The organism is Psychrobacter sp. LV10R520-6, assembly GCF_900182925.1.
Classification (GTDB): domain Bacteria; phylum Pseudomonadota; class Gammaproteobacteria; order Pseudomonadales; family Moraxellaceae; genus Psychrobacter.
This window is the reverse complement of the sequence record NZ_LT900024.1, coordinates 1,001,512-1,020,099: the sequence shown is the minus strand read 5'-3', so window position 1 is coordinate 1,020,099 and position 18,588 is coordinate 1,001,512. Positions and strand designations below refer to the sequence as shown.

The 18,588-nt window shown below is 42.6% G+C and carries 11 protein-coding genes; 8 read left to right on the top strand and 3 right to left on the bottom strand.

All coding sequences use genetic code 11. The annotated features are described in order from the left end of the window. Positions 1-290 precede the first annotated feature (290 nt). From U1P77_RS04180 to U1P77_RS04170, 3 genes are all read left to right on the top strand, one after another. On the top strand, positions 291-2,222 hold the full coding sequence (locus U1P77_RS04180) for a TonB-dependent receptor domain-containing protein (RefSeq protein ID WP_321156127.1): 1,932 nt from the start codon (positions 291-293) through the stop codon (positions 2,220-2,222). Positions 2,223-2,592: 370 nt separating this feature from the next. After that, positions 2,593-4,017: an adenosylhomocysteinase gene (gene ahcY, locus U1P77_RS04175; protein ID WP_321156126.1), complete on the top strand. Its 1,425-nt coding sequence runs from the start codon at positions 2,593-2,595 to the stop codon at positions 4,015-4,017. Between the two features lie 47 nt (positions 4,018-4,064). Continuing rightward, positions 4,065-4,910 (top strand): methylenetetrahydrofolate reductase, encoded by an 846-nt coding sequence (locus U1P77_RS04170; RefSeq protein WP_321156125.1) that lies wholly within the window; start codon positions 4,065-4,067, stop codon positions 4,908-4,910. Between the two features lie 104 nt (positions 4,911-5,014). Here the strand turns inward: U1P77_RS04170 and tnpB are convergent, their stop codons facing one another. Beyond that, positions 5,015-6,169: an IS200/IS605 family element RNA-guided endonuclease TnpB gene (tnpB, locus tag U1P77_RS04165; protein WP_321156124.1), complete on the bottom strand. Its 1,155-nt coding sequence runs from the start codon at positions 6,167-6,169 to the stop codon at positions 5,015-5,017. 348 nt (positions 6,170-6,517) lie between these two features. Between tnpB and U1P77_RS04160 the strand changes: the two genes are divergently transcribed. The 5 genes from U1P77_RS04160 to U1P77_RS04140 all read left to right on the top strand — a co-directional run bounded on the left by U1P77_RS04160 (position 6,518) and on the right by U1P77_RS04140 (position 16,630). Then, positions 6,518-7,393 carry a 16S rRNA (uracil(1498)-N(3))-methyltransferase gene (locus U1P77_RS04160; RefSeq protein ID WP_321156123.1) on the top strand — a complete coding sequence of 292 codons (876 nt, stop codon included), beginning with the start codon at positions 6,518-6,520 and terminating at the stop codon, positions 7,391-7,393. A 160-nt stretch (positions 7,394-7,553) separates the two neighbouring features. Then, the gene (locus U1P77_RS04155; protein WP_321156122.1) at positions 7,554-9,251 is read left to right on the top strand and encodes a putative bifunctional diguanylate cyclase/phosphodiesterase; all 1,698 of its coding nucleotides are present in this window, start codon (positions 7,554-7,556) and stop codon (positions 9,249-9,251) included. A gap of 487 nt (positions 9,252-9,738) precedes the next feature. Further along, on the top strand, positions 9,739-11,532 hold the full coding sequence (locus tag U1P77_RS04150) for an acyl-CoA dehydrogenase C-terminal domain-containing protein (protein WP_321156121.1): 1,794 nt from the start codon (positions 9,739-9,741) through the stop codon (positions 11,530-11,532). A 547-nt stretch (positions 11,533-12,079) separates the two neighbouring features. Next, positions 12,080-13,864: an acyl-CoA dehydrogenase C-terminal domain-containing protein gene (locus tag U1P77_RS04145; protein WP_321156120.1), complete on the top strand. Its 1,785-nt coding sequence runs from the start codon at positions 12,080-12,082 to the stop codon at positions 13,862-13,864. 267 nt (positions 13,865-14,131) lie between these two features. Continuing rightward, the gene (locus U1P77_RS04140) at positions 14,132-16,630 is read left to right on the top strand and encodes a site-specific recombinase (RefSeq protein WP_321156119.1); all 2,499 of its coding nucleotides are present in this window, start codon (positions 14,132-14,134) and stop codon (positions 16,628-16,630) included. 81 nt (positions 16,631-16,711) lie between these two features. On the opposite strand, the gene U1P77_RS04135 is transcribed toward U1P77_RS04140, so the two are convergent. Both U1P77_RS04135 and rsmA read right to left on the bottom strand, forming a co-directional pair. Beyond that, positions 16,712-17,554: a symmetrical bis(5'-nucleosyl)-tetraphosphatase gene (locus U1P77_RS04135; RefSeq protein ID WP_321156118.1), complete on the bottom strand. Its 843-nt coding sequence runs from the start codon at positions 17,552-17,554 to the stop codon at positions 16,712-16,714. Positions 17,555-17,672: 118 nt separating this feature from the next. Beyond that, on the bottom strand, positions 17,673-18,542 hold the full coding sequence (gene rsmA, locus U1P77_RS04130) for a 16S rRNA (adenine(1518)-N(6)/adenine(1519)-N(6))-dimethyltransferase RsmA (protein ID WP_321156117.1): 870 nt from the start codon (positions 18,540-18,542) through the stop codon (positions 17,673-17,675). Positions 18,543-18,588 lie beyond the last annotated feature (46 nt).

The window sequence follows — 18,588 nt, the reverse complement described above, 5'->3', positions numbered from 1 at the left end:
TTTATAACTGCGGTGCTTTTGATTGCGCACTTTTATGGTAACTGGCAATGGGGTCTATTATTTATGTTTTGCTTATCTTTTAGGTTCTCAAAAGCTGGAAAATTATAAAATTAGTTTTAAGATACGGCAAAATGAGTAAATAGCATCTCATCTTGAAAACGGCTCAGCTTACAGTGAGGAAACATTAGGTTAAAGTTGTTTATAAATGTGTAAGTATTGTAGATAATGAGTGCTGTTCAGTTTGCCTGCTGATTTTGGTCATTCATAGTTTTATAACTTTGGAATTAAATATGGTTTTATCACGTTCGTCTTCGACCAGCTATCTTCGGTTGTGTATTTTAAGCGCACTTGGCGTACTTGCCGTTAGCGCTACAGCAGCCACCAATGATTCAAATGTCGTCAGTGATGACGAGCTACCAGAAGTTGAGCTTGATAAAATCGTCGTTACCGCTACGCGTACTCCAACTAAGACTAGTAACGTTATCGCCCAAACTCGTGTGGTTGATAAAGAGGATTTAAAGCGCTTCCAAGGTCAAACAGTAATGGAAGTTCTGAGACGCCAGCCAGGTTTTAGCATCAAGCAAGATGGCGGCTTAGGTCAAAGTAGTAACTTCTATTTGCGTGGCTATGATAGTAAGCGCGTGTTGGTATTGATAGATGGTGTCCGTTACGGCTCGATGACATCTGGGCAACCTGCATTGAACTTATTGCCCGCTGATCAAGTTGATCGTATTGAGGTACTATATGGCGCTTCTGGTTCTAGTATTTATGGCGCAGATGCTATGGGCGGCGTCATTCAAATTTTTACTAGAGGTAGTGGCGCTGAGCAAACAAACTTCTCTGTTACCGCAGGTGTTGGCTCAAACGATCATTATGTTTATGGTGCAGCAGCACAATTTGCGAACGCCCAAGGCGCAAAGCTCAGTCTTTCTGCCAATCGCAACCAAACCAAAGGTATCAGCGCTCTTGAATATCAAACAGGTAACAATAAAGATGATGACGGCTTTAAAAGTAATAATTTCTCCCTAAATGCTAGCATACCTCTGACTCAAAATATCAGTGTCGGCGCGACTGGTATTTTTGCTAAATCTACCACTGAATTTGATGATTTTGGTGACAGCGCTAATGCAGAAATTGATCAGGAAAATGGTGCAGTATCAGCATTTTCACAATACGAAAACGATAAATTGACTTTACGTCTGTCAGCAGGTCAGAGCTTAGATAAGCTTGATAATAAGGTTGGTGATGCATTTGAAACTAAACAAAAGCAAGCGAATCTAATAAGTACTTATCAATTACCTGTAGGACAGATTCAAGCGGGTGCAGAATGGCTTAAGCAGGAAGTAGACCTTACTGATAATACTCCTGATAATGGTAGCGATAGCTATAAAATAAATGACCGTACCATTAAAAGTGGCTTTGCTGGTTATCAAGTTAACGAGCAAGCCTATGATTTCCAAGCCAATGTTCGTTACGATGATAACTCACAGTTCGGTGACGAAACCACATTTGGGCTTGGCTATGCTGTAAAACTAGCACCGAGTCTACGTCTTGGTACTAGCTTTGCCACCGGCTATAGAGCTCCTACTCTTAATGATTTATATATTGAGAGCTCTTACTATATCCCCAATGAAGATTTGAAAGTTGAAAAAAGTAAAAACTTAGAGATATTTATTGAATCTACCAGTGCGATACAAACTACTCGTTTGACTGGTTTTAATAGCGACGTTAAAAATCTTATTACTAATAAAGAGCTACCAAGTTATAAATACCAAGCTAGCAATATTGATGAAGCACGGCTATCAGGTTATAGCTTTACCTCAGACTGGCAACTAAGCAATATCTTATTTGGTGGTCAATATACGCGTACCAATGCTGAATCGCGTTCAGGAGATGATAAAGGTAAACAATTAGTATTTCGTCCTGAACATACTGGATTAGTCTATGTAGGCTACCAAGCTGCCAACTTTGATATTCGTACTGAAGCAGAATATGTCGGTAAAACATATAATGTTACGGATAATAGCACTTTCATGAATGACTACACGCTGTTTAATATCAGTGGCAGTTATTATCTTAGCCCAAATCTAACATGGACAAGTCGTATTAATAACTTGACCAACGTAGACTACTCAACCAATGAAAGTTTTGGTGAATATGGCTCGCGTTATAACCAAGACGGCACTAACTTCTTCACCTCACTAACCTATAACTGGTTCTAAATTTATTTAGCCTCACTTAAAACGTATATTACTAACTATAAAGGTCATCAATCGATGGCCTTTTTTTATGGCTTTCAATTATTTGTCAACGAACTGAAAACGTAATTCGTAACATCAGCGTACAGTATTTACCGCAGCCAATAGGTGACAAATTATGCGCCATGAATTACAATAACGACCTCCGAGAGGTGTTGCGCCATGTTAATTAATAGTTAAGTTTGAGATTTATAAACAAGCTACGCTAATTAATTCGTCATGTTAGGCTCGGTAAACTGTTTAATACTAAAGATTTGAGTATTAAGTAGCGTGAACAACGGCACCTGCGTTTTTATTCTTTTTATCATACTTTAACCACTGATAGGAGCATATTATGGACGCAGTGTCTACTTCCCCATCTGCCCATACGATCGACCCCTCTTTCACTGACTATAAAGTCGCGGACATTAGCTTAGCTGATTACGGCCGCCGTGAAATCACCCTTGCTGAAGCCGAAATGCCTGCCCTTATGGGTTTGCGTCGTCGCTACGAAGCGGATCAGCCCCTTAAAGGCGCCAAAATCGTCGGCTGTATCCACATGACCATCCAAACTGCCGTACTTATCGAGACCTTAATTGCGCTCGGTGCTGAAGTGCGTTGGACTTCATGTAATATCTTCTCAACCCAAGACCATGCTGCTGCTGCGATTGCTGCTGCTGGTATTCCTGTATTCGCTTGGAAAGGCGAAACTGACGCAGAATACGAATGGTGCTTACGCCAGCAAGTACACGTTGGCGGCGAAGAAACAGGCCAGCTTTGGGATGCTAACTTAATCTTAGATGATGGCGGTGATTTGACCGCACTTATCCATGACGAATATGCTCACCTATTAGATAACATGCATGGCATCTCAGAAGAGACCACTACCGGCGTGCATCGCTTAATCGAAATGCTTAACAAAGGCACGCTAAAAGTTCCTGCTATCAACGTTAATGACGCCGTCACTAAGTCTAAAAACGACAATAAGTACGGTTGCCGTCATAGCTTAAATGACGCGATTAAACGTGGTACGGATATGTTCCTTGCCGGTCGTCGCGCTTTAGTTATCGGTTATGGTGATGTGGGCAAAGGCTCAGCACAAAGCTTACGCCAAGAAGGCATGATTGTTCGGGTTTCAGAAGTCGATCCTATCTGTGCCATGCAGGCTTGTATGGATGGCTACGAAGTATTATCACCATACATTGATGGCGACAATACTGGCGGTGCGGAAAACATCAATACTCGCCTGCTAGAAGATACCGACATGATTGTCACTACCACTGGTAACTACCATGTCTGTGATAAAAACATGCTTGCGGCTCTAAAACCAGGTGCGGTAGTCTGTAATATCGGTCACTTTGATACTGAAATCGATACTCAGTTTATGCGTGATAACTGGCGCTGGGAAGAAGTTAAGCCACAAGTTCACCAAATCTTCCGCTCAGACGATGTGAACGATTACCTAATTCTATTAGCTGAAGGTCGTTTAGTGAACTTAGGTAATGCTACTGGTCACCCATCGCGCGTGATGGACGGCTCATTTGCCAACCAAGTATTGGCGCAAATGTATCTGTTTGAAGAAAAATTCGCTGAGCTACCTGTCGATGAGCGCTTTGATAACTTATATGTCAAAGTCTTACCGAAGAAGCTAGACGAAGAAGTGGCTGCTGCTATGGTAGCCGGCTTTAACGGCACGCTAACCAAGCTGACCAATAAGCAAGCCGAATATCTAGGTGTGCCAGTTGAAGGCCCTTTCAAACCTGATGCCTATAAATACTAATATAAGTACTTATATCAATATTTATATGAACAATAAGGAGCGCGACTGTGAGTAAGCCTGCTTTTTCTTTTGAGTTTTTCCCTGCCAAATCTGAGCAAGGACATGAGAAGCTACTCAGCACCTTTGATGAGTTAAACAAGCTATCACCAACCTACTTTTCGGTGACCTATGGTGCGGGCGGCTCAACGCGCAGCCGTACCTTACAGATTGTGCAAGATCTGTGCGCGCGTGGCGAGACTGAGGTTGCGCCGCACATTTCCTGTATCGGTGACGATAAGGACGAAATTGCTGAGTTATTAACTCATTATAAAAGTCTAGGTATTAAGCGTTTAGTAGCGTTACGTGGTGATTTGCCGTCAGGACAAGTCGGTATGGGTCAACTGCCTTTTGCACTCGACTTGGTCAAGTTTATCCGTGAGCATTCAGGTGATCATTTCCATATCGAAGTGGCTGCCTATCCTGAAATGCACCCGCAAGCGCGTAGCTTTTTATTCGATATTGATAATTTAGTGAATAAATATCAAGCTGGCGCAAACGCGGCGATTACCCAGTTCTTTTACAACGCTGACAGCTACTTGTATTTGCGTGATGCGTTAGAAAGCCGTGGTATCGATACCGTAGCACAGCCGTTGGTGGCGGGCATTATGCCGATTACCAACTCTAGCAATTTAGTCCGATTTGCTGACAGCTGTGGCGCTGATATTCCGCGCTATGTGCGTAAGCAACTTGCTGACTTTGGTGATGATCGCAAAGCTATTCGTGAGTTTGGTTTTGATGTTGTTTACCGTCTATGCGAGCGCTTAATCGCTGAGGGTGTGCCAGCGATGCACTTTTATAGTATGAATAAGGTTGAACCAAATAAACGCTTGGTTGAAGCTTTAGGACTTGCTTAGAGTTTGGCGCATGAACTACCCACTACCTAAGAGGTAGGGGTTTCTTGGGTAATACCCATACTTAGTACGATGTTCTGCACCAGCGGTTAGGTAAATTTACCAAGCTAACACCCTTGAACCAAGGGTTTTTTGAGAGTTTGCAAGCATCGCAACCCTTCATTTAGGATATTGATGCTGGCGTTAATGTCGCGGTTGTGGTGGGTCAGGCAAATTTTGCAATCCCACTCTCTGTCGCTTAGTTTAAGTTCCGCTTTGCCAAGAATATGACCACAGCAAGAGCAGGTTTTAGACGAGGGATACCATCTATCTACCTTGATAACGGTCTTGCCGTACCAGTCAGCTTTATAGGTCAGCATATGGGTAAAGGTTGACCATGAGCTGTCAGCGATTGCTTTAGCAAGCTTATGGTTTTTGAGCAACCCTTTGACGTTCAAATCCTCAATCGCAATAATGTCGTGGTTTTTGACGATATTGAATGAGGTTTTATGTAAGAAGTCAGTGCGGGTGTTTCTGATCCGCTCATGAATTTTAGCGACTTTGGTATTCTGCTTTTGGTAATTGCAACTTTCGGATAATTTACGATTGGCAGATTTTGCCACCCGCGCACGTTTGGATAAAATACGTTGCGCCTTGGCAAGCTTGCCTTGAAGTCTCGCTAGAAACTTAGGATTAGCACCTTTTGTACCGTCCGATAAGACGATAAAGTCTGTTAATCCTAAATCAATACCGATATTTGATTGGGTTTTAGGTAGATCGACGGCTACCGTTTCAACCAAAATACTGACAAAGTATTTACCAGTAGCAGTCTTGGTAATGGTGGCGCTTTTAACCAGCCCTGTAATTTTTCTATCAATAATCGCTTTGATGTGACCGATTTTTGGCAACTTAATACTGTTCAAGCCAACCGCAATCGTACCTTTTTGATTATTGGTGGTATAACTGTCTTTTTTACCTTTGTGTTTGAAGTTTGGGAAGCCGAAAGTAGGTGATTTGAAGAAGCTCTGGAAGGCTTTTTGTAGGTTGAGTTGCACATTGGCCAATGCCAAGCTATCCACTTCTTTTAGCCATTCAAACTCTTTTTTATACTGAGCGGGTGTATTTTTTAAGCTTTCTTTATGACAGTCATAATGTTTTATTTTATCAGCAAGCATTCTATTCCATATAAAACGAGCGCAGCCGAATGACTTAGCAAAGGACACTTGCTGGTCATCAGTCGGGTACAGCCTGAATTTGTAGGCTTTAATAATGGGCTTGCTCATGCAATCGTTTTACTCTTTTGGTTAGTATAGATATAATAACACCTCATAATATTTTTTATAATTATAATGTAATATCAATATATAACCAATGACGCATTCAGCCGACTACCTTAGAGGTAGGGGATTTCTGCGCGAGGGTTGTTAAAACTGCTAAGTATTTATCACATTCAGCTTCTTTTAAATTTATAGTTTAAGCAACTGGTGTTCTTAGGAGCACCAGTTTTTTATTTATAGACTATTTACTCTATAATAAAAATTTGTGACAAAAAATATTTTTAAAGTAGCCAAGTGATATTCTATTAGGCTATTACTAAATATTCTTAATTAAAAAAATAGGAATAAAACGCCGTGCGACGTTTCTTTTATGCCATCAATAGTGATAATTACGACCATAAATCCGAGCAATTTTGTCGACCTCGATTAGGCTCGCTGCCTATAGGCAATGACGTCGAGTTACCGGACAGTATCGTCCATCATTGGTGCCGTGTGCTACGAGCCAATATCGGCGACCAAGGTATTTTATTCGATGGCTTTGGCGGTGAATACCAAGTACAGCTACAAACCATCAGTAAAAAGCATGCCACGGTCACCTTATTAGCGCATATAAGCGATGATCGCAGCGCGCCTATTATCAGCAAAATAGGCTTAGTCATGAGCCGCGGCGACCGTATGGATTATGCCATCCAAAAAGCCACTGAGCTTGGCGTCACTGCCATTCAGTTGCTCAGTAGCCATCACGGTGAAGTCTCGTTAAAGCCTTCGCAAGTCGACAAAAAACTGCACCATTGGCAGCAAATCGCTATTGCTGCTTGTGAACAATGCGGATTAAACCGTCCGCCACTTATTCTTACGCCTCAGCCCATTACCCAGTGGTTAAACACTGATACCGCATCATTGACAGTCGATGACGCGGTCAGTCCCACTATGGTAGCGCTCAGTCAAGATCCCTATTATCAGGTACTCAATCATCAAGCGGATATACGTTTGCAAATGAGTGTTCCGGCAACAGGTCAGCCTTTAATGCCAGAGGCGCTATTAGTCGTATTAAAACAAGATGTGCCTTATATTGAGCTGTTGATTGGCCCTGAAGGCGGCCTCAGCAATGACGAAAGCGCGCAAGCTAAACACAGTGGCTTTGCGCCTTGGCAAATTGGTGCGCGCGTGTTGCGTACCGAGACCGCCCCGCTTGTCGCGTTGGCAACGTTGCATGCTCTGAGTCGTTAATAATAGGATAAGAACAGCAATCTCTATTAACTTTCAACATTAAAAATAAACTATTGTTAGTTATAGTATGATTGATAGTATTTCTCCTTAATATTAGCCTGCTTATATTCCAGCATTTGTTTTGAATTTTATGAGCCAGTATCTTTTATGAGCCAGTGTTATGAGTAATTTTGACCCCATCCCAGCTTCGATCAAGCAGCAACTTTTGACTCAATTATGTGAGCGGTTCGAAGATGCCATATTCATATTGGACACCAATCTTCGTTATTTATCGGTCAATGCTACCTACGAGATTATGATTGGCTACAATGAAGAATTCTTGATTGGCCGACCACTGGGAATATATTCTGCTGAATTCTTATCAGAAGAAGAAAGGACTATCCTGAAAGATATTACCGAGCGTTTGGACAATGAGGGGTTTTATGAAAATGACTTTTCGATGGCTACCCGTTACGGACAAACACTAGAATGCCATATGACTTACCGCAGACTTTGTGTCGAGCAAACGGTCTACCATGTCGGTATGGTTCGCGATATGTCATCAGTTGTCAAAGATAGAAAACAAGTGGCGCATCTGCTTAATTATGACCAACTAACCGGTCTGCCTAATCGTAAGGTGTTTTTGAGCCAGACCAGTGAGTTATTGTTAGAAAGCTACCAAGAAGTGGTCATTGTGCGTTTAAACATCGACCGCTATCGTAATCTTGCCAGCACATTAGGGACTGATAGTATCAACATCCTAGTAAAAGACTTCGTAAAGCAGGTTAGCAAGCTAGAGATGAGCAACTTGCGCTGTTTTTCACATTTTGGTGGGGATGACTTTGCATTACTTTTTGAATGTAGCGACGCTAATATGGTACGCAATCAGCTCGATAGTCTCATGCAAATGTGCGAGCGCCCATATGCACTGGTTAACGATGTGATTTATTTGCACATCTCTGTTGGCGTCAGTTATTTCCCTGACCATGGCAATCAGTTCTCAGAGCTGCTTATTAAAGCTGAAAAAGCCTTACATTATGTCAAGCAGAATGGTGGTGATGATGTCTGTTGGTACAACGAAACCATCAATGAGGCAACTACTGACAGCTTACAACTGGAAGCTGAACTTAGAGTAGCTATCAATGATTGTCAGTTTGTGCCCTACTATCAGCCAAAAGTAGCCTTGGATACCGGAGCTATTACTGGCTTTGAGGCATTGGTACGCTGGCAACACCCTACCCGCGGTCTGCTAAGACCTATCGACTTCATCGATGCGATTATCAAGTACAAGCTATCATTTGAGTTGTTTTATCAAATGGCGGTACAAATCGCCCAGCAGCTGTCTATTTGGCAGGCGCTAGAATTTACTCAGCATATCTGTATCAATGCTGACGCTGCTGAGTTTAGTCATTCTAAATTTTTCAGTTTTATCAATAATTTATTTACCCAACATGATATCCACGCGCATCAGTTACACATCGAAGTAACCGAATCATCCTTAATGCTACGCCATGCTAACGTTAAGCAACAGCTCACCTTACTCAAAGAACTGGGCGTCTGCCTAGCCCTTGATGACTTTGGCACTGGTTATGCATCTCTCAGTTATTTACAAGAATATCCCTTTGATTTCATCAAAATTGATAAAAGCTTTATTTCTAAAATCGTCACCGATCGTACCCAGAACGCTATTGTAAAAACTATTTTAGATTTGGCAAACGCTCTTGATATGCAGGTTGTCGCTGAAGGTATCGAAACCGAACAACAGCGTGATTTATTAGTACAAATGGGCTGCACGTATGGTCAAGGATATTGGTTTAGCAGACCGGTCACCGCAGACGAGGCAACCGAAATGTTGACCCAGCAATATTCATCCAAATAAAACCACTATAAATCAGCTTTGGTTAGGGCGTATTGTTTAGTTTTTACCTCACGAATAGTCGTTGTTAACATCGTTAATAGTTGTCTTTTATAGTACATAGTATAATATATCTATAAAGTTACTATGCGATCACTACCCATCATTATCTATCTCCTAACGTTGATTGTACAAAGGATGCAAGATAGGTTCATGACTTATCAGTTTCACCGCCAAACTTGTATTATCCCCTGTGAACGCCTATCTTTTACAGTGAATTCATTGAGACCAGCTAAATATTAAGCAGGCCTTAACAGTCATTATATTTAACTCTTTTAAACGTTATCTAAATCCAATATGACCGATATCTCCAATAGTCTTTGTCACTGTCTATCATTAATGAAAAAATTAATTAAGACAAATCAGGCAACCGTAAATATGACTTAGCTGCTAGATAATAGTAGCAATCATTGTTTCGCTATCGTTCATATTCTAAAAAAGGACAGGAAGTATGCAATATAAAGCGCCGCTACGTGATATGAAATTTGTCATGCATGAGCTTTTAAACAGCACTGCACATTACCAAACTATGGATGCTTTTTCTCATATTGAAGCGGATATTGTAGACAGTTACCTAGAAGCTGCAGCAAGTTTTGCTGAAAATGAGCTGTCACCACTAAATATGAGCGGTGATGCTGAAGGTTGTCATTTTAATGATGGCGAAGTCACTACCCCTAAAGGGTTTAAAGAGGCCTATAAGCAGTACTGTGAGCTTGGATTCACGTCTTTAACAGCTGATGAAGAATTCGGTGGCCAGGCCATGCCCATGTCTCTAAACTCAGCTCTTTCTGAGTTTGTGGGTACCGCTAACTGGTCGTTTGGTATGTATCCAGGACTTTCAGAAGGCTGTGTCTCCACTCTTGAGCATCATGGTACTGACGAGCAAAAACACAAGTATTTGCCTAAACTGGTCGCAGGCGAATGGACAGGCGTGATGTGTTTGACTGAACCACAATGTGGCTCTGATCTAAACTTGGTCCGCACCAAAGCGGAACCTAACGATGATGGCACCTATAAAATTACAGGCGGTAAAATCTGGATTTCTGCAGGCGAGCACGACATGTCTGATAATATTATCCATATTGTTTTGGCGCGCACGCCAGATGCACCAGCGGGCACCAAAGGCTTGTCTTTATTTGTTGTACCAAAATTCATGGTCAACGAGGACAGCAGTTTAGGCGAGCGTAATGCGGTTTCTTGTGGCTCTATTGAGCACAAAATGGGCATCAAAGCCTCAGCCACTTGCGTAATCAACTATGACGGGGCAGCCGGCTATTTAATCGGTGAAGAGAACCGTGGTCTAAAATACATGTTTACCTTTATGAATGTGGCACGAATCGGCACCTCCATCCAAGGGGTTACCGCCTCTCAGTACGCCTTTCAAGGAGCATTGGCTTTTGCCAAAGAGCGCTTAGCATTCCGTTCTTTAGATGGCGCTAAATTCCCTGAAAAACCTGCCGACCCTATCATCGTGCATCCAGCAGTCCGCGATATGTTATTGACCACCAAAGCATTTGCTGAAGGCGGCCGTGCATTGATCGGTTATATGTCTCAGTTTGCTGATACGGTTGCCAAAGGTGAAGGCGATGCCCGCAAATACGCGGATCAAATGCTGTCGCTGCTTACCCCCATTGGTAAAGCCTTTTTGACCGAAACCGGTCTTGAGTCTGCCAACCACGGCGTTCAAGCTTTGGGCGGTAGTGGCTTTTGCGTTGAGTATGGTATGGAGCAAAATGTCCGTGATACGACTATTGGTTGTATTTATGAGGGCACGACTCAAATTCAAGCACTTGACCTGATTGGTCGTAAAGTATTGGGCTCACAAGGCAAACTGCTTGCGAATTTCACTAAGGTTATTGAACAATTCTGTGAAGACAATAAAGACAATGATGAGATGGGCCAATTTACCCGTCCTCTTATCAAACATGTCAAAGAATGGACCGATCTGACCACAGATATCGGCAAGCAAGCGGCTGAAAACCCTGAAGCGGTAGGCGGCGCAGCTGTCGATTATATGTACTTTAGCGGTTATGTGACTCTTGCCTACTTATGGGCACGTATGGCATTGATCGCTCAAACCGAAATTGCCAACGGTAGTAGCGAACAAGCGTTTTACGATGCCAAATTAAAAACAGCGCAGTTCTATTTTGCTAAATTATTGCCACGTACTACCACCCACGTACAGCGTATCGGCACTGGCGTTGAGCCCTACATGAGTATGGACGTTGATCAATTTGCTTTTTAACCAAGCGTTTCAACTTTTGATTGATCGATTTAACAAAGACTAATCAATAATCGGCAACATACTCAGGTATGTTGCCGATTTTATTTTAGGTGTTAGGTCAAGCTCTTAGATCCAGCTGTCTCTTATAGTGTATTTATTTACACTTGTTTACCCGTCTGTTATTAATAGGTCTTGATTAGCCAATCTTGAATGATAAATAGACTATTTAAGTTCTATTTAAATACTACAAGGGCGCTACGCAACTTTTGGTGTACGCGTAATTCACGAAGAAATACACAAGATTAGACGCTAATTTGCTAAAATTTATTTATCGCTTATCATGTTTACAATGATAAAATTAGTGTGACAGCTAGCATATGTCACATCATTACCATGACGTTACCGGTAAATCGTACATCATCAATAAATAACAAGTACTACGAACAACCCTATTATTTAGCGTGTTTATTGCTTTAGTACCATCTAACCGCTTTAGTACTATCTATAGCTTTAGCAATAGCAGATAAGCCGATTTACTTTTATCCATATAGAACAATAAGGAATATTTATGTCTGTCTATAATGCCCCTCTTAATGACATGCGTTTTATCTTAACAGACGTTTTCAAAGCTCATGAATTTTGGCAAAATAATGATAATTTGTCTCATGTCGATATGGAAACTGTCGATATGATTTTGGAAGAAATGGCAAAATTATCCAAAAACGTTCTCCTCCCTATTAACCGTAGCGGCGACGAAGAAGGCGCGACCTTCCAAGGCGACGGTGTAGTCACTACTCCTGAAGGCTTTAAAGAAGCTTACAACCAATATGCGGAATCCGGTTGGGTTGGTCTTGGCGGTAATCCTGAGTACGGTGGACAAGGCTTCCCAAAAATGGTCACTATGTTGACTGAAGAGATGATCTTCACCACCAACCAATCGTTTGCTTTGTACCCTAACCTTACCGTTGGTGCAACCCTATGTTTGAATGCCGCCGCCTCAGAAGAACAAAAGAAAACCTATTTAGAAAAAATGTATTCTGGTGAATGGTCAGGTACGATGTGTTTGACTGAGCCTCATGCTGGTACTGACTTAGGTATCATCAAAACTAAAGCGGTGCCTAACGACGACGATAGTTTCAACATTTCAGGTACCAAAATATTTATTACCGGTGGTGAGCACGACTTAACTGAAAATATTATTCATTTAGTGTTAGCAAAAACTCCAGACGCACCAGCGGGCTCCAAAGGTATTTCATTGTTTGTGGTGCCAAAATTCTTAGTTAATGAAGATGGTAGCTTAGGCGAGCGCAATACGCTAGCAGCGGGCTCTATTGAGCATAAAATGGGTATCAAAGCCTCCGCTACTTGTGTCATGAACTTTGATAATGCCAAAGGCTGGTTGGTTGGGGCTGAAAATACAGGGCTGTCCTCTATGTTCATTATGATGAACTACGAACGCGTGACTATGGGTCTTCAAGGTCTTGGTGGCTCCGAGCTGGCTTATCAAAATGCCGCACTCTATGCGCTTGATCGTGCTCAAGGTCGTAGCGATACGCAACTCCAAAGCCCTGAAAAGCCTGCTGATGCCATCATTCACCATGCTGATGTCCGCCGTATGCTATTAAACGCTAAGGTGAACTCTGAAGCATCACGCTGTTTTGCCATGTACGTCGCCAAGCAACTTGATGCTGAAAAGTTCAGTACCGACCCTGAAGCAGCTCAAATTGCCTCTGCTCGTGTTGCATTGCTAACGCCTGTGGCTAAAGCCTTCTTAACCGACAAAGCTTTAGAAGCTACCATCGATTGCCAACAAGTCTTTGGTGGTCATGGTTATGTGCGCGAATGGGGCATGGAACAAATCGTTCGTGATACCCGTATCGCTCAGATTTACGAAGGGGCCAATGGTATCCAAGCGCTTGATCTGCTTGGCCGTAAAGTCGCTCGCAACGAGGGTAAATATGTTACCAACTTCTTAGGTGAAATTCGTGATTATATTGACTCCATGCAAGCAGACCATGGTATCAAGCAAGCAACATTAGGGGCTGCGGATACGGTTGAAGAGTTAACTAAAACGGTTCTTGCTAATATCAGTACGCGTAAGAATGAGATTAATGGCTGCGCGGTTGACTACATGCATGCGTTTGGTTATCTCTGCTACTCTTACATGTTTGCCATGATGGTAGAAGCTGCTGATGGTAAAGAAGGCGAGTTTTATACCAATAAAGCCAAGCTTGCTGACTACTTTGTCGGTCGTGTACTACCCCGTATTGATGCTCATGCGCAAATGGTCCAAGCCGGTAGCGATCCAATGATGAACTTTGATCTTGATTACTTTAATGTCGCTGTTAGCTAATCATCTGCTAAACCATCCTTAATACAACGATAAAGAGGACAGTTTTACTACTGTCCTTTTTTATTGCCCAATACTTTTTTACTCAAACTACCTCTTGAAATCAATTACTAACAAAATAATTGACCATCGACACGCTGTTCAGATTAAAATAACAGCGGGCTAGCCTTTGACTTTTAATAACAGCTAAATATGCTGCTATCTGGTTAAGTCATTTTAAATATCCAAAAAAACAACCCATATTCGAACAACCACAATAAAGGGTACGATGTGTCAGAAATGAAACGCATTTTACAGCAGATTACTGCCTTAAGTGATGTACCCGATCCTTCGGTTCTCAAACGCTTAATTGATGAGCTGCGAGTGACTGATAAGGAGCCCGTTTTAGCCAATAAAAACCTCCAGACCCTTATTAATATCTTACGTCAACATCCAGAATATGGTGATGGACTTGCCAGCTTTGTATTAAAGCTGATTATCCAATATCGCCAAATTGCCCTATATACTGATACTGGCATCATGTCAGATGAGGGATTTTTTAGTAGCCTGCGCCGCTTAATCGGGCATCGATTTTTACCGCTACTGCCACAAGATGACTCGGTCGTTGAGCTAGTAGGATATTTATTCGATAAGCGCTCTGATGAGCGCTGGCTGGCTAACATCGAAAAAGAAAAGTGGGATGCTTTAGTTGAATTACTTCAAGTCAAAGAACAACATCTGTACTTAGTCGCCACGGCAAAAAATAGTATTTTGAACGCTATTGTTATTTTATCTTATCGTATCAGTGGTATCGGACTACATCCTGATTTGATGGGAGCTTACCCGCAAATACTAAACTACTCAGCGTCCTTTGTGGCACAAAATCAGGAAGCAGTTTTATTTGTTAATCAATATCGACAAACACACGAGCTAGATAATTTAACTGATATTACTCCTGAACAAGCGGTCAACCCAGCGCCATTATTAGTCATGCTGGAGCAATGTGAAGATATCGTCGCCACCGTCCGCAAACGTATTTATAAAACCGGTATTTCCATCCGCCTGACCAATATGATGCTGCGTCTCGATCAAAGTTTGCAGCGCATGCGTGTCTTAACTCAGCTGGTTTCAGATGACTCTCAACAACACGATCGCGCAGTGATTGAACTTATTCAGGCGCTGATCACCTCTGCCAATCGTCTTTATAGTATTGGTTATTTGATTGATAACAATACCAAGCTACTCTCACGTAAAGTGACCGAAAACGCCAGCCGCGTTGGTGAACACTATATCAGTACCGATAAAGCTGGCTACCAAAAAATGTTTAAAAAAGCTTCTATCGGCGGGTTTGTGATTGCTTTTATGGCCACTACTAAAATATTGGCTTATCATTTAGCGCTGGCACCAATGGGCCGAGCCTTTATAAACAGTATGATCTATGGCTTAGGTTTCGTTTTTATCCACGTCATTCATGGTACAGTGGCAACCAAACAGCCGGCAATGACCGCTGCTGCTATCGCCTCGACCATCTCAGACAGCTCGGGTAAAAAATCACATCAGCTCACTAAGTTATCAGAGCTGATGGTCGATATCTTGCGCACCCAATTCATCGCTATTATGGGCAATATTATGCTGGCCATACCGGTGGCGCTGATTATCTCTTTTGCATGGCTGCAGTACACGGGTACGCCTATGATTGATCCGGATAAGGCGGGCCACCTTCTCCATGATCTAGATCCCTTTCGCTCATTAGCGCTACCGCACGCGGCCATTGCCGGGGTTTATCTATTCTTATCTGGTCTTATTGCTGGCTACTATGATAATTTGGCCGTTTACAATCAAATTGGTGCGCGGATTCAACGGCATCGGTTACTGCAATATTTATTACCCAAATCATGGCTTCAGCGTTTGGGCGGCTTTATAGAAGCCAATCTTGGCGCGATCATGGGCAACTTTTTATTTGGGGTATTCTTAGGCAGTACCGCCACTATCGGTTACTTATTTGGTTTACCGATTGATATTCGTCACATTGCTTTTGCTTCGGCAAACTTGGCGCACGGACTGTTTAACCTATCAGCCACACAAATGAGTTGGGAAGTCATTTTATTGTCCTTCCTTGGGGTCGCGCTTATTGGTATCGTCAACTTGATGGTAAGCTTTTCGCTTGCCCTATTTGTAGCATTGCGTTCTAAAGAAGTCAGATTCTTTGAATGGAGTCGGCTCACCAAACTCGTCTTTGGCCATATTATTCATCACCCGTCTGATTTTTTCTGGCCACGCGACAATCCCATGAAATACGCGCGTATCGATAGCCAAGGGCATATGATTTTTGAGGACAGCTCAGCACAAAAAGACGGCAAGCCAATACCCAATGATTATGTCGTCAGACGCTTATCTGATATCAAAATATTACCTGAGTCCATGAAATCTGACGCAACGGACATCTACTACGACAATCAACCTCAAGCTAATAATATCGATGATATCAGTACAGGACAGGTAGCTCAGACTACGTTATTTAACGCCTCACCCAAAAATATAATCGACCTTGACGATGGGCTAGTAGATGAAGAGCTCAACAGCGTACCCTACACTGATGACATTCAATATGATAAGGCCACCAAAACGCTTGACGCAGCTACTAATGGCAAAAACAATAACCATCATGAGGGCTCTGATGGTAGTCATAATAGCTCTGGTAGTAGTCATGAGGGCTCTGGTAGCAAAGCTGCGGGGGATGCCAAAACGCCACTTCCTAAACCCAAAAAGCCGCCCAACCTACCGAATTAGATTGGGGCGGCGACTTGTTTTTTTGCTTAAAACGAGCTCACTTAAAAAATGTCGGAATAAACAAATTCAGCGGATTGTGATTTAAGGCTGTGGCGTAGGACAGTGCGCACTAGAAGTGATAACTTTACCGTCACTTAATCGGTAAGCCAATAGATAATTACCCCAGACGCAGCCGCCATCAAGGGCACGAGCGTGTGGTAGATCAATATCACCTTTAAGCGCTGCCCAATGTCCAAACAATATCTTACGCTCGCGTGGCACTTGCCATTCGAACCATGGCGCAAAATCATCTGGCATCGCTTCATCGAGACTGGTGGTAAAGCTAAACTCCAGTGTGCCATCCTGTTTGCATAGTCGCATACGGGTAAAATAATTAGCAATTGCTCGTGTTTTGGTAAAACCATTAATACCGGTGTGCCACTCATCGACCGTTTTGCTATATAAGTGTGGCAGTATCCGATCAAGCTGATATAAACTGCCTTGCAGCTGTGCCTCCAACTGCAGTGCGTAATCTGCTGCTGCCTCAATACTCCAATGCGGTGGAATACCCGCATGTACCAATACCGTATGAGCGTCAGGATAAGCTAGAATCGGCTGATGACGTAACCATTGCAGTAATTCCTCGCTATCATCGGCGGCAAAAATTGGCGCCGTCTTGTCTTTTTTCTTAATCTTAGTCGCCCCGCGCCACACCGCTAGCAAATTCAAATCATGATTACCAAGGACAGTCGCTGCTGCGCCTTGCTCACATAACGCTTTCACATCGCGCAAGGTACTCAATGAGTCTTCACCGCGCGCCACTAAGTCACCGGCAAACCATAGCTTATCTTGGGTAGGATCAAAATCTAGGGTGTCAAGTAATTGACGATACGCGCCATAGCAACCTTGCAAATCACCGATGACGTATTGATGACGAAAACTCATAATGCCTCTGTTGCTAAGACTTGATAATTATTATTGAAAGATAAGTGCATAAAGAAATATTTATTGAAAACAATCGACGCTAGAGATACGGATAACGTTTATCAATAATAAATATACTTTAGCTCTCTACTTCTAAATGACGCGCATGATTGCTTAAATTCACAAAGTCACTGACGCTTAGAGTCTCTGGACGTGCTTGTGGATCAATATTACAAGCTGCAAAATCGTCTTCGCTTAGTGTGGATAGCAGGGTTGATTTTTTAAAAATAGCGCGCAGGGTTTTGCGGCGATGGTTAAAGGTCTCACGTACTATGAGTGCAAAATGCTGCTCATCTTCTGCCACTATTGGCTTATCAATATGCGGGGTAAGGCGAAAGACCGCACTAGTCACTTTGGGCGGTGGGTTAAAAGCACCTCTGGGTACGGTCAGTAAATAATCGGTATCACAATGATATTGCATTATGACTGACAGACGACCATAGATTTTGCTGCCAACGTCGGCGGTAATACGCTCTACTACTTCTTTTTGTAACATGAAGTGCATATCTTGAATGACATCGGCATAACTAAGCAAATGAAATAGTATCGGCGTAGAGATATTATACGGTAGATTGCCCACCACGCGTAGCTTGCCACGCTCGGGGGTGTATAGCTCGCGATAATCAACGCTCATGGCGTTGGCTTTGATAATCGTAAAGTTAGGATGGCTGTTGGCACCGATACGAATGCGTAAGCTATCTGCCAAATCTCGATCAAGCTCAATGACAGTCATAGCGTCGACTTCAGCTAATAAAGGTTCAGTCAATGCCCCCATACCGGGACCAATTTCTATTAGGTTTTCATCACGACTTAAATGAATACTATCGACAATTTCACGAATAACACTGCGATCATGCAAGAAATTTTGCCCAAAGCGTTTGCGTGGCTGGTGTTTGGCAGCTCGCAAGCTGGCAGATAAGGTTTCGGCGTCAAACGAAGGTTTAGACATAAAGGATTCTTAATTAATAAACAATAAAATAGTAAATACCGCTAAT

Bases quoted from the DNA above. Each gene is read 5' to 3' on its own strand.
- U1P77_RS04145 (WP_321156120.1), top strand. From the start codon at position 12,080: ATGTCTGTCTATAATGCCCCTCTTAATGACATGCGTTTTATCTTAACA.
- U1P77_RS04135 (WP_321156118.1), bottom strand. From the start codon at position 17,554: ATGAGTTTTCGTCATCAATACGTCATCGGTGATTTGCAAGGTTGCTAT.
- U1P77_RS04180 (WP_321156127.1), top strand. From the start codon at position 291: ATGGTTTTATCACGTTCGTCTTCGACCAGCTATCTTCGGTTGTGTATT.
- U1P77_RS04155 (WP_321156122.1), top strand. From the start codon at position 7,554: ATGAGTAATTTTGACCCCATCCCAGCTTCGATCAAGCAGCAACTTTTG.
- U1P77_RS04150 (WP_321156121.1), top strand. From the start codon at position 9,739: ATGCAATATAAAGCGCCGCTACGTGATATGAAATTTGTCATGCATGAG.
- tnpB (WP_321156124.1), bottom strand. From the start codon at position 6,169: ATGAGCAAGCCCATTATTAAAGCCTACAAATTCAGGCTGTACCCGACT.
- rsmA (WP_321156117.1), bottom strand. From the start codon at position 18,542: ATGTCTAAACCTTCGTTTGACGCCGAAACCTTATCTGCCAGCTTGCGA.
- ahcY (WP_321156126.1), top strand. From the start codon at position 2,593: ATGGACGCAGTGTCTACTTCCCCATCTGCCCATACGATCGACCCCTCT.